The following is a 13,620-nucleotide window of genomic DNA, read 5'->3' as shown; positions in this document are numbered from 1 at the left end:
GAGACTCATGAATTCAGAGCAGCACCAAGACCTGCAGCACAACTGGAGCCGCATTACCCGCTGGTATGCGGAAAACACGCCACAAGACACGCTGGTACTCGCCGATGGCGCATCCGCGGCAGAGATTGCAGAACTCGAGGCCGGCCTGGGCGCACGCCTGCCGGACGATCTGCGCTATTCCTTGAGCCTGCACAATGGCGCGGCCAACGAAGCCTATCTGCTCTACCACGGCGAACTGCTCTCCACCAGCAGGATTCTGGAAGTCTGGCAGATGTACCGCGACATGCAGCACAACGAGGGCTGGGGCCGGGGCGATAGCTACCGGACCGAAGCTCTGCAAGGCCCGATCCGCGCTGTCTACTGGGATGGACTGCGTATTCCGCTGACCGACAACTCAGGCGATGCCGCCATGCTGGATCTGCAAGCCGCAGCCGGTGGTCAAGCGGGCCAGATCATCGAGTTCGACGGCGAAGTCGGTCCCAAGACGGTGCTGGCGCCCAGCTTCTCGGCCTGGATAGCGCAGCTGGCCGATGAGCTGGAGCAAGGCAAGCATGTCTATATCGAAGACGCAGGTTGTGTCGCTCCTCCGGGCACCTGGTGAGCCATGGCGGGCTGCACCAGAGCCCGCACCGCGTCATCCACGCTCCAGGCCGCATAGCAGTCCGGGCTCAGGCCCGGGATCTGCACGCGCTGCAGCAGCTCCCTCACATTGTCCTTGACGCGAGCCAGCCGCAGCTGCACTCCGGCCTGCGCCAGCTCGTGGACCAGCTCCGTCAAGGCTTCGATGCTGGTGCTGTCCAGGTCGGGGCATTCCTCGAGGCTCAGCACCACGGCCTGCAGGCCGGCCCTGCGCCGCACCCGGGCGCTGATATCGCTCATCACGGCGTCGGCATTGCCGAAGAACAGGCGCTCCTCGGGCCGCACAATCAGCATGCCCGCCACCGGCTGCGCTTCGGGGTGGCGCTCCCGGTCCACAAAATCATGGCCCTCGGCCAGCCGTCCCAGCTCGCTGACGCGGGCCTGTGCCATGCGCTTGAGCAGCAGCACGATGCTGACCACCATGGCCAGCAGCAGACCGTCGAGCACGCCGAACACGATGACGGCCGCAAAAGCCGTCAGCACCACGGTACGGTCGCGGCGCCAGGAAAAATAGGGCTGCAGCGAGCGCCAGTTCAGCGAGTGGCCTACCGCGTGCATGACGATGGCCGCCAGCATGGGGTCGGGAATGCGCTCCATCCATGGCAGCAGTTGCCACACCAGCAGCGCCACCACGGCGCAGGCGATCAGCCCCGCCGCCCGGCTCTGGGCCCCCGCCACCTCGTTGGCCGAGCTCGCCGAGAAACCGGCCCCCACGGGCAGTCCCTGAAACAGGGCCGATACAATATTGGCTCCCCCCAGCGCCAACAGATCGCGGTTGGCCGAAACCGTATCGCCATGGCGCAGGGCCAGCGAGCGGATCGAGCTATAGGACTCGGCATACAGAATCAAGGCCAGGGCCACGGCCAGTTGCCCTACGCGCAGCCAGTCGGCCCAGACCAGATCGGGCATGGCCAGATGTGCGCTCCCCAGCTGCAAGGAGCCCACCGGCCGTATGCCCCAGGCCCGGCAATAGCCGAGAGCGTCCAGCGCAATCCCCGCCGCAATCACCAGCAGCGCCGCAGGCATGGCCTTCCAGCGTTTGAGCAGCTTCAGGGCCAGCAGGGCCGCCACCAGCATGGCCAGGCCCCAGAAATTCCATTGCGGCAGCTGGGCCAGCAAATCCCAGCCGAAGTGCAGAAAATCGCTGTGGGCCGGATGCACGCCCACGGCCAGCGGCAGCTGCTTGACCACGATGGTCAGGGCCAGGCCGATGGCAAAGCCGCGCAGAACCGGCTTGGCAATGAACTGCGAGATCGCGCCCAGCCGCATCAGCCCCGCGAGCACGAACATGATGCCGGCCACCAGCACCATGCCCACACCCATAAGCACGCGCTGCTCGGCGGAAACACTGAGCACCGAACTCGTGGCCGCCAGCAGCACGGCCGCCGATGAGGAGGTGGAAGAGACAATCGCAAAGCGGCTGGCGCCCATCAGCCCATAGACCAGCAGGCCCGCAAACAGCGCGATCACCCCGGCCTGGGGCGGTGCACCGGCAAGGCCCGAATAGGCCACGGCCTCGGGCAGCAGCAGGCCTGCAATGGACAGGCCGGCCACCCAGTCGGCTCTGGCGGGCGTGAGGCCCAGCGCCGTCATGCAGGCTTGTGCAAGACGGCCGAGACTCCCGACCAACCGGGCAGGAACTGCGCCTTGGGGCTGCGCGCCATGGTGACCGCGTCCACCACCACGGACTCGGGCAGGCCCTGGCCACCGTCGCTGCGCAGATCGGTCTTGCGGAACAGCGGCCGGAAAAAGTCGGCCCAAAGGAACTCGGCATAGGGCGCGGCATCCTTGGCATAGCCGCCGGCCTTGCGCACCTCGCCCGCAAGACTGCGGTAGGGGTCGTCCTTGAGCCGGGTCAGCTGCCTGGGTATGGCCGAAAATTCGCAGCGCAGGCCTTTTTCGTTATACGGGTGGGCCCAGTGATGGAATTCCATGACGCGCCAGAACATGGTCGGCTCCAGCTCGCTCAGGTCGGCCAGCTGCATGACCCAGACGGATTCGACCTCCTCATGGACCAGGGCTTGACCCAGATGGTGGTGGTCGACGATGAAAAACCGTCCCTTGGGTCCTTTGACGGCCGGAAACCAGTGGCTGAGCAGCAGCCGGGCGCGGGCTTTGGACTTGAGCTGCGCCCACTGCGCGCGCTTGAATGCCACCTCGGCCGCGCCCACCGTCATCTGCGTGGGCCGCAAATCCGAAACCAAAACCTGTTCCAAGTGCTGCTGAGCGGGCATGTTGCTTCCTTTGATAAAGATATCGCATTGTGAACAGAGCGCCCCCGAAAGAAAAGGAGCCCGGCATGCGGGCTCCGGCGCAAAGCGCCAGCCGCTTATAGATTGCCTACCATCTGCTCCGGCACCACCCACTGGTCGAACTGTTCGGCCGTCACATGGCCGCTGGCAATGGCGGCCTCGCGCAGGCTGGTTCCCTCCTTGTGCGCCTTTTTGGCGATATAGGCGGCCTTGTCGTAGCCGATATGGGTGTTGAGCGCCGTGACCAGCATCAGCGAGCGTCCGACCAGCTCCGCGATGCGCGCGCGGCTGGGTTCTATGCCCACGGCACAGTGGTCGTTGAAGCTGACCATGCCGTCGGCCAGCAGGCGCACGCTTTGCAGAAAGTTGTGCGCCACCATGGGACGAAACACATTGAGCTCGAAATTGCCCGAGGCGCCGCCGATGTTGATGGCCACATCGTTGCCCAGGACCTGGGCGCACAGCATAGTCATGGCTTCGCACTGCGTGGGGTTGACCTTGCCCGGCATGATGGAGGAGCCCGGCTCGTTTTCGGGAATGGAGATTTCCCCCAGACCGCTGCGCGGGCCGCTGGCCAGCCAGCGCACATCGTTGGCAATCTTCATGCAGCTGGCGGCCAGGGTCTTCAGCGCCCCATGCGCATGCACCAGGGCATCGCAGCTGGCCAGCGACTCGAACTTGTTGGGCGAAGTCACGAACGGGTAGCCGGTGATCTGCGCGAGTTCCACGGCCACGCCCTGAGCATAGCCCCTGGGGGCATTCAGCCCGGTACCGACGGCGGTGCCGCCCAGCGCCAGCTCGTACAGATGCGGCAGCGCATCGCGCACATGCTTCTCGCCATGCACGAGCTGCGCCACCCAGCCCGAGATCTCCTGGCCCAGGGTCAGCGGCGTGGCATCCTGCAAATGCGTGCGGCCTATCTTGACGATGTCCTGGAAGGACTCGCTCTTGGCCTCCAGCGTGCGGCGCAGCCTGGCGATCGCCGGCAGCAGCTTCTGCTCGATCGCCGTGACCGCCGCCACATGCATGGCCGTGGGATAGACGTCGTTGCTGGACTGGCTTTTGTTCACATCGTCATTGGGGTGGACCAGCCGGGATTCGCCGCGCTCTCCGCCCAGGATTTCGCTGGCGCGATTGGCCAGCACCTCGTTGACGTTCATATTGGTCTGCGTGCCGGACCCCGTCTGCCAGACCACCAGAGGGAACTCGTCGGGGTGCCGGCCCGCGATCACCTCGTCGGCGGCCGCGACTATGGCCTTGGCTTTCTGCGCGTCCAGCAGTCCCAGCGCGTGGTTCACCGTGGCCGAGGCTTTCTTGACCTGGGCCAGCGCATGGATGATCTCGCGCGGCTGCCGCTCGCCGCTGATATCGAAGTTCTGCAGCGAGCGCTGGGTCTGCGCGCCCCAGAGCCTGTTGGCGGGTACGTCGATGGGACCGAAGGTATCTTTTTCCTGGCGGATGGCTGTCATGGAATTCACTCCTTGCAATACAAACCGGCGCAGCTGGCTGAGGAATCTGGCTGCCGTTGGCCGCGGAACAGCAGTCGCCCCGCCCAAAGCGAAGGACTTCGACGACAGGGTCCATGCTAGCTCAGCCTCGGGAGCCCGAGGCAACACCCCTGCTCGGACAAATTTTGTAATAGACAGTTACATTAAGACGGGATCGGACGCAGAATCCGAGCAGCCTTGCCGGACCGCCACTTCAATGCGCACTGTTTTTTCCACCCACACCGTCAGCACCTTCATGCCATCGAGCTACAACGCGCTGGTGGTGGCAGCCTCCATCGCCATTGCGGTGTTTGCCTCCTATGTGAGCCTGGGCCTGGCACGTCGCGTGCGCATGTCATCCAGAGGCGTGGGCCAGGTCTGGTGGGCGATCGGCTCCATGGTGATGGGCACGGGCATCTGGGCCATGCACTTCATAGGCATGCAGGCATTCCAGCTGCCCATCGCCCTGGGCTACGACGGCCTGCTCACGCTGGCGTCCTGGACTTCGGCCGTGGTGGCCTCGGGCATTGCCCTGGCCGTGGCCGCACGCCCCAGCTACCGCTGGCCGCAGTTTCTGGGCGCCTCCCTGGCCATGGGCGGAGGTATCTGCGCCATGCATTACCTGGGCATGCTGGCCATCAAGATGTCCATTCCCATCAGCTGGGACTGGCATCTGGTGACGGCCTCCGCCTTTGTTGCCTTGCTGTCCTCGGCCATGGCCCTGAATCTGTTTCGCGTGCTGTGCTCGCTTTCCGGAAGACGGCTGTGGCTGTTTCAGACCCTGGCGGCGCTGGTCATGGGTTTCGCCATCTGCGGCATGCACTACACCGGCATGTGGGCCTCCCACTTTGCCCAGGGCTCGGTCTGCCTGACTGCCGATGCGCTGGGCGGCCCCGAATTGACCACCATCATCATCAGCACCACGGCCATGCTGCTGATTGCCACGCTGTTCAGCACCTTGCTGGACGCACGCCTGCAAAGCACGGCTTTTCAGCTCAACCAATCGCTGCAGGAGAGCAATGCCAAGCTGCAGATCGCCAATGCGGAACTGCAAAAGCGCGCCTTTGCCGATCCGCTGACCAATCTGCCCAACCGCCTGCTGTTTGAAGACCGCCTCATCCATGCCCTGCTGCGCATGGAGCGCAGCAACTACCACGGGATCAAGGAGCGCCTGGGCATTCTGTTCGTGGACCTGGACGGCTTCAAACCCATCAACGACTCGTTCGGCCATATCTCGGGCGACCTCATCCTCCAGAGCGCCGCCGATCGGCTGGTGGCCCAGGCCCGCGCCAGCGATACCGTGGCCCGCGTGGGCGGCGACGAATTTCTGATGCTGCTCGAAAATGTGGAGGACGTGGCCGCCTGCATGAGCATGGCCAACCGCATTCTCAAGGCACTGACCGAGCCCTTTCTGCTCGCCGGCAAGGAGCTGCAGATCACCTGCTCCATCGGCATCGTCGTCTTTCCCGACCATGGCGAGCGCGACCATCTGATCGCCAACGCCGATGCCGCCATGTATGCGGCCAAGCGCAACGGCGGCAACGGCATCGCGGTGTTCGAACCCCATATGGGCAGCGATGCCGGCGACCAGCTGGAGCTGCAGAACGACCTGCGCCACGCCATACAGCGCGGCCAGATGACTCTGCACTACCAGCCCAAGGTGGATGGCCAGCGCGGCTGCATCATAGGCGTGGAGGCTCTGCTGCGCTGGGTGCATCCCGAGCGCGGCATGATCAGCCCCGACACCTTCATTGCGCTGGCCGAGCGCTTTGGCATCATCAATGCCCTGGGCAACTGGGTGATAGAGGAAGCCTGCCGCCAGCTCGCGCAGTGGCGCACCCTGGGCCTGCACATGCGCGTGGCCATCAACCTCTCCGTGCACCAGTTGCGCGAGGCCGGCCTGGCCGGGCGCATCGCCCAGGCGCTGGAGCGCCACGGCGTGACGGCGGACCAGTTGCTGTGCGAGATCACCGAATCCATTGCCATGGAAGACACCCAGACCACGCAGCGCGCCTTCGAGGAGCTGCGCCATATCGGCGTCTATCTTTCCATCGACGACTTCGGCACCGGCTACTCCAGCCTCAACTATCTGCGCCAGCTGCCCGCGCAGCAGCTCAAGATCGACCGCTGCTTCATCCGCGACCTGGAGACCGAGGAAGACGCCCGCGCCGTGGTCCATGCCGTGGTGCGGCTGGCCCATGCGCTGGGCCTGCGCGTGGTGGCCGAAGGCGTGGAGACGGCCGGCCAGCGCGACATCCTGCTGCGCATGCGCTGCGATGAGCTGCAGGGCTACTTCTATGCCAGGCCCATGCCTGCCGAGACGCTGCTCGCCTGGGCCAGGGGCGACAAGCCCGCCGGCACGCCGGACTTTGCGGCCTCCATGATCAATGAACTGCACGCCGAACTGGCCGAATACTAGCGCAGGCCCGGCAGCGGCCAGACCCAACCCGGTTCAGCCACCGACGCTCTCCAGGTCAGCTCGCTTTGCTTGTCTAAATTCCCAGCGAAATCCGCAAAAAACGCTTTGCAGCCATGCGCTTTCAGCTATGAATTTGTTTATCGCAGCCAGCCCTGCGGCAGTGCTCGCAACCGGAATGCAGCACACGGGCTCTCACCCTAGTCCTATATAAGACTAGTGGGTTTTGACCAGCAAAGCTTCGCGCTTGGGCCGATAATCAACAGGTTTATCGCGCGCGCCCAGATCGTGCGCACATTGCAACCCCCGAGAAGCTTCACGATGACCACAACCATCCGCCAGCAGGACCTGATCGATTCGATCGCAGGTGCCCTCCAGTACATCAGCTACTACCACCCCGCTGACTACATCCAGCATCTGGCCCGCGCCTACGAACGCGAGCAAAGCCCGGCGGCCAAGGATGCGATGGCGCAGATCCTGACCAACTCCAAGATGGCCGCCACCGGCCACCGCCCGATCTGCCAGGACACCGGCATCGTCAACGTCTTCCTCAAGGTCGGCATGGACGTGAAATGGGAAGGCTTCAGCGGCAGCCTCGAGGACGCCATCAACGAAGGCGTGCGCCAGGGCTACAACCACCCCGACAACACGCTGCGCGCCTCGGTCGTGGCCGATCCCCAGTTCGCGCGCAAGAACACCAAGGACAACACGCCGGCCGTGATCTCCGTGCAGATCGTGCCCGGCGACAAGCTGGACATCACCGTGGCCGCCAAGGGCGGCGGCTCGGAGAACAAGTCCAAGATGATCATGATGAATCCCAGCGACAACCTGGTCGACTGGGTGCTGAAGACCGTGCCCACCATGGGCGCAGGCTGGTGCCCGCCGGGCATGCTGGGCATAGGCATCGGCGGCACCGCCGAGAAGGCCGTGCTGCTGGCCAAGGAAAGCCTGATGGAAGACCTGGACATGTACGAGCTACAGGCCAAGGCGGCCCGCGGCGAGAAGCTCGATCAGGTCGAAGAGCTGCGCCTGGAGCTGTACGAGAAGGTCAACGCCCTGGGTATCGGCGCGCAAGGACTGGGCGGTCTGGCCACCGTGCTCGACATCAAGATCAAGATGTACCCCACGCACGCGGCCTCCAAGCCCGTGGCCATGATCCCCAACTGCGCGGCCACGCGCCACGCCCACTTCGTGATGGACGGTTCGGGTCCCGTGTACCTGGAAGCCCCGTCGCTGGATCTGTGGCCCAAGATCGACTGGGAGCCCGACTACAACAAGTCCAAGAAGGTCGACCTCGACAAGCTGACCAAGGAAGAAGTTGCGAGCTGGAAGCCCGGCGACACCCTGCTGCTCAACGGCAAGATGCTGACCGGCCGCGACGCCGCCCACAAGCGCATCCAGGACATGCTGGCCAAGGGCGAGCCGCTGCCCGTGGACTTCACCAACCGCGTGATCTACTACGTGGGCCCCGTGGACCCCGTCAAGGATGAGGCCGTCGGCCCCGCCGGCCCGACCACGGCCACGCGCATGGACAAGTTCACCGACATGATGCTGGAGCAGACCGGTCTGATCGCCATGATCGGCAAGGCCGAGCGCGGCCCCGTCGCCATCGAGAGCATCAAGAACCACAAGTCGGCCTATCTGATGGCCGTGGGCGGCGCCGCCTACCTGGTCTCCAAGGCCATCAAGTCGGCCAAGGTCGTGGGCTTCGCCGACCTGGGCATGGAAGCCATCTACGAGTTCGACGTGGTCGACATGCCCGTGACCGTGGCCGTCGATGCCGGCGGCACCAGCGCCCACATCACCGGCCCCGCCGAATGGCAGAAGAAGATCGCCAGCGGCGAATTCAAGGTCATCGAGGTGGCTGCGGTCTAAGCTGCTCCGCTCCCGCGAAAAAACCGCCTTCGGGCGGTTTTTTTGTGCCCGGACCCTGGCTTTGTAGACTCGAGCCCCATGACCATCCCGCTTTATCTGATCGCGCTGTTCATTGCCGTAGGCCTCGCCTGGCGCCTTGTCTCGCGCCGCCACGCCCTGCCCTGCCCCGCCTGGCTGCGCTGGATGGTCGAACTCGACAACCCGTTCGCGGCCAGCAACAAGGCCGCTTTCATCGTCGCCCAGCTGCAGATAGAGCCCGGCATGCAGGTGCTGGATGCGGGCTGCGGCCCCGGGCGCGTCACCCTGCCGCTGGCCCGTGCCGTCGGCCCGCAGGGCCGGGTGCTGGCCCTGGACCTGCAGCCCGCGATGCTGGAGCTGGTGCGGACCAAGGCCGAGGCCGAAGGACTGGACCAGGTCCGCACCCAGGCCGCGGCCCTGGGCCAGGGCCAGCTTGCGCCCGGCCAGCACGACCGCGCGGTGATCGCGGCCGTGCTCGGCGAGATCCCGGATCGCCGGGCGGCGCTCGCCGATCTGTTCCATAGCCTCAAGCCGGGCGGTCTGCTGGCCGTGGCCGAGCTGGTGTTCGACCCGCATTTCCAGCCTCGCTCCAGCGTCGAGAAACTCGCACACAGCGTGGGCTTCCAATCCCATGGCTTCCACGGCCACAAGGCCGCCTATCTGCTGGTGCTGCAGCGGCCCGTCGCGGAAATGCCATGAGAATGCGGTATAGATCTGCTGCAGGCGGAGTCCAGCGGGCCTGCCGTTAAAACCCTCGCCATCGCTCCCGTCACCAGCATTGACCCAGATGAAGCTCATCCATCTCTCCGATCTCAGCGCCAGCGACGTGGCGGCCATCTGGTCGCTGGTAGACACGCCCGGCCCGGCACTCCAGGGCACGGTGGCCTGGTCCTTCGAGGGCAACGGCATCCGTACCCGCACCACCTTCATCCAGGCGTTCCGGGAGCTGGGTCTGGAGTTCATCGAGCTGCCCAATCTGCTCAAGACCGCCGAACCCGTCGCAGATCTGGCCGGCTATCTCGATCCCTTCTATGCTTTGTACGTGGTCCGCGAATCCGACCACGACAGGCTGGCGGCTTTCGCCCGGGCCAGCTCCCGCCCGGTGATCAATGCCATGTCGGGCCGCGGCCACCCCTGCGAAGTGCTCACGGATGCCTGCTACATAGACCGCAGCATCAAGCCCTTGAACGCCGCCACGATCTGCCTCTGGGGCCCGACCACCAATGTCTTTCGCTCCTGGCATGAACTGGCCGCCGTGCTCGGCTTCACGCTCATCCAGGTCTGCGATGAGCGCCATCACGATGCCACGCTGCCGGTCCGGTTCAGAACCAGCGCCCCGGAATATGCCGATGTAGTCATCACCGACGGCTGGCCCGCGGGCTCGGAAGCAGGCGCGACCGCGCTCGATGCCCCACACCTCGCGCGTATGGGCTCGCCCGCGCTGCTGCCAACGCCGCCTTTCGGCCTTGGCCGCGAGCTGCTGATCGATCCGCTGGAATACCCCGGCTTTGTCGGCTACCGGCAGAAAATGCTGCTGCTTGCCGTGCAAAAAGCCATTCTCAGATATTTATTACCGGCTTAAGCCTTGCCGGAAAAGCGCAGGCCGCCATCCTTTTCAAGACAAGGCGGAATGCAGTTCACAACCATAGAGCGGGAGATGAGTATGAAGGGCAGTTGTCTGTGCGGAGCCATCGAAGTCACGACCCAGGACCACCACGAAGCCGGCCTGTGCCATTGCAGCATGTGCCGGCGCTGGACGGGTGGGCCCATGTTCGCGGTCCACTGCGGCTCCGATGTGCAGTTCAAGGGCGAAGCGCCCGCCGTCTACCGCTCGTCCGAATGGGCCGAGCGCGGCTTCTGCGCCAAGTGCGGCACCCATCTGTTCTACCACCTGCTGCCGGCCAACGAATACGTGCTGTCGCTGGGACTGTTCCAGGAGCAGCCATTCAAGCTGACCGACGAGATCTTTATCGACGAGAAGCCCGCCTACTACGAGTTCAGGAACGAGACCCGCAAAATGACGGGGCAGGAGGTCTTTGACCGCTTCGCCTCGGGCGGCTGAGGACTCAAGGCTTTTCCGGTGCCTGCCCAGCAGGCGCCGGCAGCCTCGCTTTCATGAATTCAGCGCAGTGGCCGGATGCCGGCCGCCGCGCTCCGGAGGAGAGTTCCGTGATCGATCTTCACGCCAGCGATCTGCGCGGTTTTGTGCCCGCCAGGGATTTCGCGCTTTCCAAAGCCTTCTACCGGGCGCTGGGCTGCGCGCTGGAATGGTCGGACGAAGGCCTGGCTCTGTTCAGGCTGGGGACGTCGCGCTTTTACCTGCAGCCCTATTACGTCAAGGACTGGGCCGAGAACTCCATGCTGCACATCAGCGTGCAGGACGCTGCCCGCTGCCATGCGGACATTGCCGACCTGCTGGAGTCCGGCCGCTTTGCGCCGGCCCGGGTTGCACCGCCCAAGCACGAGCCCTATGGCGCCCTGGTCACCTATGTCTGGGATCCGTCTGGAGTGCTGCTGCATCTGGCCCAGTGGGACAGTTCGTCCGGAAGCAGGTCCGGGCAATAGGGTAGGCCCTGAAGCGGTTTAGCCCCCAGCGCGGCCGCTTTCTTCTACGATGGTATTGCCGCGCCCGTGAGCGCCCCCCGGTACGAAGGAGCCTCCATGCGCCCCAACCTGCTTCTTGCCTGCACGCTAGCGGCGGCGACCATGCTGCTGACCGGCTGCCTGGTACCCGAGCGCTTTACGGCCAAGGTCCAGGTCCAGCCCGATGCAGCCTACAGCTATCGCTTCGTCGGTACGGCGGTGAATGCCATCGCCATCATGAAGCTCAGAAAACAAGGCGTCTTGAGCGAGAAAGATCATCAGGGCCTGGCCGCCGAGGCCGAGCAGCTCCGCCGCGATCCGGACGTCAGGAAGGCCGTCTACAAGGGCAATGCACGCTATCTGCTGGAGATGGAAGGCAAGCGCGAGCCCGGTCAGTCGCTGAAGCTGCTGGACATGCTCACCGTGCAGACCGATGCCGACGGCGTGATGACGATTGCCGCCAAGCTGCTCACGGACAAGGAGCTCAACGAGCTCGAACAGCTCGGCATCGCGGTCAACGGCACGCTGCTGGTCAGCCTGCCGCAGAATGCCGAAGTCATCGCGCAAAATGCCAGCACCACGCCCACGCCGGGCCAGCCGGCCTACCGCTGGAAAATCGGTCCTCCGGGCGCGCTGCCCGAAATCAAGCTCCGCATCAAACGCTAAGCCTGCATTCACCATGGCTGCTGCCCGCGGCAGCCCCGCCCGGCCGCCATGCTTTGCGCTTCGCAGATTGAGAACCTCCCCCTCCCGACATGCAACACGAACTTCCGTTTTCCCAGGCCTGCGAGAACAATCAGGCCGCCATCTTCGAGGTGCTGAAGACCGCCCTGGTCCATAGCCGCAGGCTGCTGGAAATCGGCTCGGGCACGGGCCAGCACAGCGTGTACCTCGCGCCGCGCCTGCCGCAGCTGATCTGGCAGACCAGCGATCTGGCCGAGAACCACGCGGGCATCCGGGCCTGGCATGCAGCGCATGGCGCGGCCAATCTGCGCGCACCGCTGGAGTTCGACCTGGCCTCCAGCCCCTGGCCGGGCGACGCCACGGAAGCCGCATTTGATGCGGTCTTCACCAGCAACACCTGCCATATCGTGGCCTGGCCGCTGGTGCAGCGCATGTTCGAGCTGACCGGCACGCATCTGCCCGAGGGCGGTGTCTTTGCGATCTATGGCCCCTTCAATTACGGCGGCCGCTTCACCAGCGACAGCAACCGGGCTTTCGACGCCTGGCTGCGCCAGCGCGATCCGGCCAGCGGCCTGCGCGATTTCGAGCAGATCCTGGCGCTGGCGGAAAAACACGGGCTGCAGCTGGTGCAGGACCAGGCCATGCCCGCCAACAATCGGACCCTGGTGTTCCACAAGACGCAGCTGCGCTGACCATGCCGGACCGGTCCGAGCGAACATAAAAAAAGCTGCCCGAAGGCTGCTTCTGCGCTTGCGCGATCCGCGCCTCAGCTGTGCCAACCCTTTTGATAGAACTGCTGGATCAGCGACCAGGCCTCGGCCGGATCGTCGGTGTAGCGGAACAGATTCAGGTCCTTGGCCGAGATCGTGCCCTCTTCGATCAGCACGTCGAAGTTCAGCACGCGCTTCCAGAACTCGGTGCCGAACAGGATCACGGGCACGGGCTTGCTCTTGCGCGTTTGCACCAGGGTCAGCATCTCGAACAGCTCGTCCATGGTGCCGAAGCCGCCGGGGAAGGCCACCAGTGCCTTGGCGCGCATCATGAAATGCATTTTGCGCAGCGCAAAGTAGTGGAACTTGAAGCTCAGGTCCTGCGTGATATAGGGGTTGCCGTGCTGCTCGTGGGGCAGGCCGATGTTGAGGCCGATATTGGGGGCGCCTGCATCATGGGCACCGCGGTTGGCGGCCTCCATGATGCCGGGGCCGCCGCCCGTGCAGATGTAGAAGCGCTCGTTGGGCGGCTGCTTCATGCCTTCGGTGGCCACGATGCGCGCAAAGCCGCGTGCGGCCTCGTAGCGCTGGGCGTTGCGCACCGCACGCTCGGCCAGGGCCATGCGCTGGGTGTCGCCGCTGGCACGGGCTTCGCTCAGCTGCTGCTGGGCCTGCTCGGCATCGACGAAGCGCGCGCTGCCGTAGACCACGATGGTGTGCTCTATGCCGCGTTCGATCTGGGCCAGATCGGGCTTGAGCAGCTCCAGCTGCATGCGGATGCCGCGGGTCTCGCGGCGGAACATGAACTCGGGATCGGCAAACGCCAGACGGTTGGACTGCGGCTCCAGTGGTTTGCCGTTGTGAGCTTCGTTGTGCAGTTCTGCCCAGGCATTGGCCAGATCGGTATCGGACAGGGGAGAAGAGATTTGCATGTTCCCTCGGTACTAAGAATGCTG

General features: G+C 64.8%; 13 protein-coding genes. 9 read left to right on the top strand and 4 right to left on the bottom strand.

Going from position 1 to position 13,620, the window contains the following annotated elements; all coding sequences use genetic code 11:
- Positions 1-7: 7 nt before the first annotated feature.
- Positions 8-601 (top strand): SMI1/KNR4 family protein, encoded by a 594-nt coding sequence (locus AB6724_RS16240; protein WP_369339565.1) that lies wholly within the window; start codon positions 8-10, stop codon positions 599-601.
- Here the strand turns inward: AB6724_RS16240 and AB6724_RS16235 are convergent.
- From AB6724_RS16235 to fumC, 3 genes are all read right to left on the bottom strand, one after another.
- The gene (locus AB6724_RS16235; RefSeq protein WP_369339564.1) at positions 556-2,232 is read right to left on the bottom strand and encodes a SulP family inorganic anion transporter; all 1,677 of its coding nucleotides are present in this window, start codon (positions 2,230-2,232) and stop codon (positions 556-558) included. The genes AB6724_RS16240 and AB6724_RS16235 overlap by 46 nt on opposite strands.
- Complete coding sequence (locus AB6724_RS16230; protein WP_369339563.1) at positions 2,229-2,873, bottom strand: ParB-like protein; 645 nt, start codon at positions 2,871-2,873, stop codon at positions 2,229-2,231. Before AB6724_RS16230 ends, AB6724_RS16235 begins: the two co-directional genes overlap by 4 nt.
- Positions 2,874-2,968: 95 nt before the next feature.
- Positions 2,969-4,360, bottom strand: a complete 1,392-nt coding sequence (gene fumC, locus AB6724_RS16225; protein ID WP_369339562.1) for a class II fumarate hydratase — start codon at positions 4,358-4,360, stop codon at positions 2,969-2,971.
- 235 nt (positions 4,361-4,595) lie between these two features.
- Between fumC and AB6724_RS16220 the strand changes: the two genes are divergently transcribed.
- From AB6724_RS16220 to AB6724_RS16185, 8 genes are all read left to right on the top strand, one after another.
- The gene (locus AB6724_RS16220) at positions 4,596-6,797 is read left to right on the top strand and encodes a putative bifunctional diguanylate cyclase/phosphodiesterase (protein ID WP_369339561.1); all 2,202 of its coding nucleotides are present in this window, start codon (positions 4,596-4,598) and stop codon (positions 6,795-6,797) included.
- Positions 6,798-7,115: 318 nt separating this feature from the next.
- Positions 7,116-8,669, top strand: coding sequence for a fumarate hydratase (locus AB6724_RS16215; RefSeq protein WP_369339560.1), 1,554 nt, complete (start codon positions 7,116-7,118; stop codon positions 8,667-8,669).
- A gap of 78 nt (positions 8,670-8,747) precedes the next feature.
- On the top strand, positions 8,748-9,386 hold the full coding sequence (locus tag AB6724_RS16210; protein ID WP_369339559.1) for a class I SAM-dependent methyltransferase: 639 nt from the start codon (positions 8,748-8,750) through the stop codon (positions 9,384-9,386).
- Positions 9,387-9,474: 88 nt separating this feature from the next.
- On the top strand, positions 9,475-10,269 hold the full coding sequence (locus tag AB6724_RS16205) for an ornithine carbamoyltransferase (protein ID WP_369339558.1): 795 nt from the start codon (positions 9,475-9,477) through the stop codon (positions 10,267-10,269).
- 75 nt (positions 10,270-10,344) lie between these two features.
- On the top strand, positions 10,345-10,749 hold the full coding sequence (locus AB6724_RS16200) for a GFA family protein (RefSeq protein WP_369339557.1): 405 nt from the start codon (positions 10,345-10,347) through the stop codon (positions 10,747-10,749).
- 107 nt (positions 10,750-10,856) lie between these two features.
- Positions 10,857-11,252, top strand: a complete 396-nt coding sequence (locus tag AB6724_RS16195) for a VOC family protein (RefSeq protein WP_369339556.1) — start codon at positions 10,857-10,859, stop codon at positions 11,250-11,252.
- 96 nt (positions 11,253-11,348) lie between these two features.
- A complete protein-coding gene (locus AB6724_RS16190; RefSeq protein ID WP_369339555.1) occupies positions 11,349-11,936 on the top strand; it encodes a hypothetical protein in 588 nt (195 codons plus the stop codon).
- An 89-nt stretch (positions 11,937-12,025) separates the two neighbouring features.
- Positions 12,026-12,646, top strand: a complete 621-nt coding sequence (locus AB6724_RS16185; RefSeq protein ID WP_369339554.1) for a DUF938 domain-containing protein — start codon at positions 12,026-12,028, stop codon at positions 12,644-12,646.
- A 74-nt stretch (positions 12,647-12,720) separates the two neighbouring features.
- On the opposite strand, the gene AB6724_RS16180 is transcribed toward AB6724_RS16185, so the two are convergent.
- Entirely contained in the window at positions 12,721-13,596 is an 876-nt protein-coding gene (locus AB6724_RS16180; RefSeq protein ID WP_369339553.1) for an LOG family protein, read from the bottom strand.
- Between the last annotated feature and the right edge of the window lie 24 nt (positions 13,597-13,620).

This window comes from Comamonas guangdongensis, assembly GCF_041079535.1.
Taxonomy (GTDB): Bacteria; Pseudomonadota; Gammaproteobacteria; order Burkholderiales; family Burkholderiaceae_C; genus Comamonas; species Comamonas guangdongensis.
This window is presented reverse-complemented; position numbering and strand designations above follow the sequence as displayed.

Bases quoted from the DNA above. Each gene is read 5' to 3' on its own strand.
- AB6724_RS16240 (WP_369339565.1), top strand. From the start codon at position 8: ATGAATTCAGAGCAGCACCAAGACCTGCAGCACAACTGGAGCCGCATT.
- AB6724_RS16235 (WP_369339564.1), bottom strand. From the start codon at position 2,232: ATGACGGCGCTGGGCCTCACGCCCGCCAGAGCCGACTGGGTGGCCGGC.
- AB6724_RS16230 (WP_369339563.1), bottom strand. From the start codon at position 2,873: ATGCCCGCTCAGCAGCACTTGGAACAGGTTTTGGTTTCGGATTTGCGG.
- fumC (WP_369339562.1), bottom strand. From the start codon at position 4,360: ATGACAGCCATCCGCCAGGAAAAAGATACCTTCGGTCCCATCGACGTA.
- AB6724_RS16220 (WP_369339561.1), top strand. From the start codon at position 4,596: ATGCGCACTGTTTTTTCCACCCACACCGTCAGCACCTTCATGCCATCG.
- AB6724_RS16215 (WP_369339560.1), top strand. From the start codon at position 7,116: ATGACCACAACCATCCGCCAGCAGGACCTGATCGATTCGATCGCAGGT.
- AB6724_RS16210 (WP_369339559.1), top strand. From the start codon at position 8,748: ATGACCATCCCGCTTTATCTGATCGCGCTGTTCATTGCCGTAGGCCTC.
- AB6724_RS16205 (WP_369339558.1), top strand. From the start codon at position 9,475: ATGAAGCTCATCCATCTCTCCGATCTCAGCGCCAGCGACGTGGCGGCC.
- AB6724_RS16200 (WP_369339557.1), top strand. From the start codon at position 10,345: ATGAGTATGAAGGGCAGTTGTCTGTGCGGAGCCATCGAAGTCACGACC.
- AB6724_RS16190 (WP_369339555.1), top strand. From the start codon at position 11,349: ATGCGCCCCAACCTGCTTCTTGCCTGCACGCTAGCGGCGGCGACCATG.
- AB6724_RS16185 (WP_369339554.1), top strand. From the start codon at position 12,026: ATGCAACACGAACTTCCGTTTTCCCAGGCCTGCGAGAACAATCAGGCC.
- AB6724_RS16180 (WP_369339553.1), bottom strand. From the start codon at position 13,596: ATGCAAATCTCTTCTCCCCTGTCCGATACCGATCTGGCCAATGCCTGG.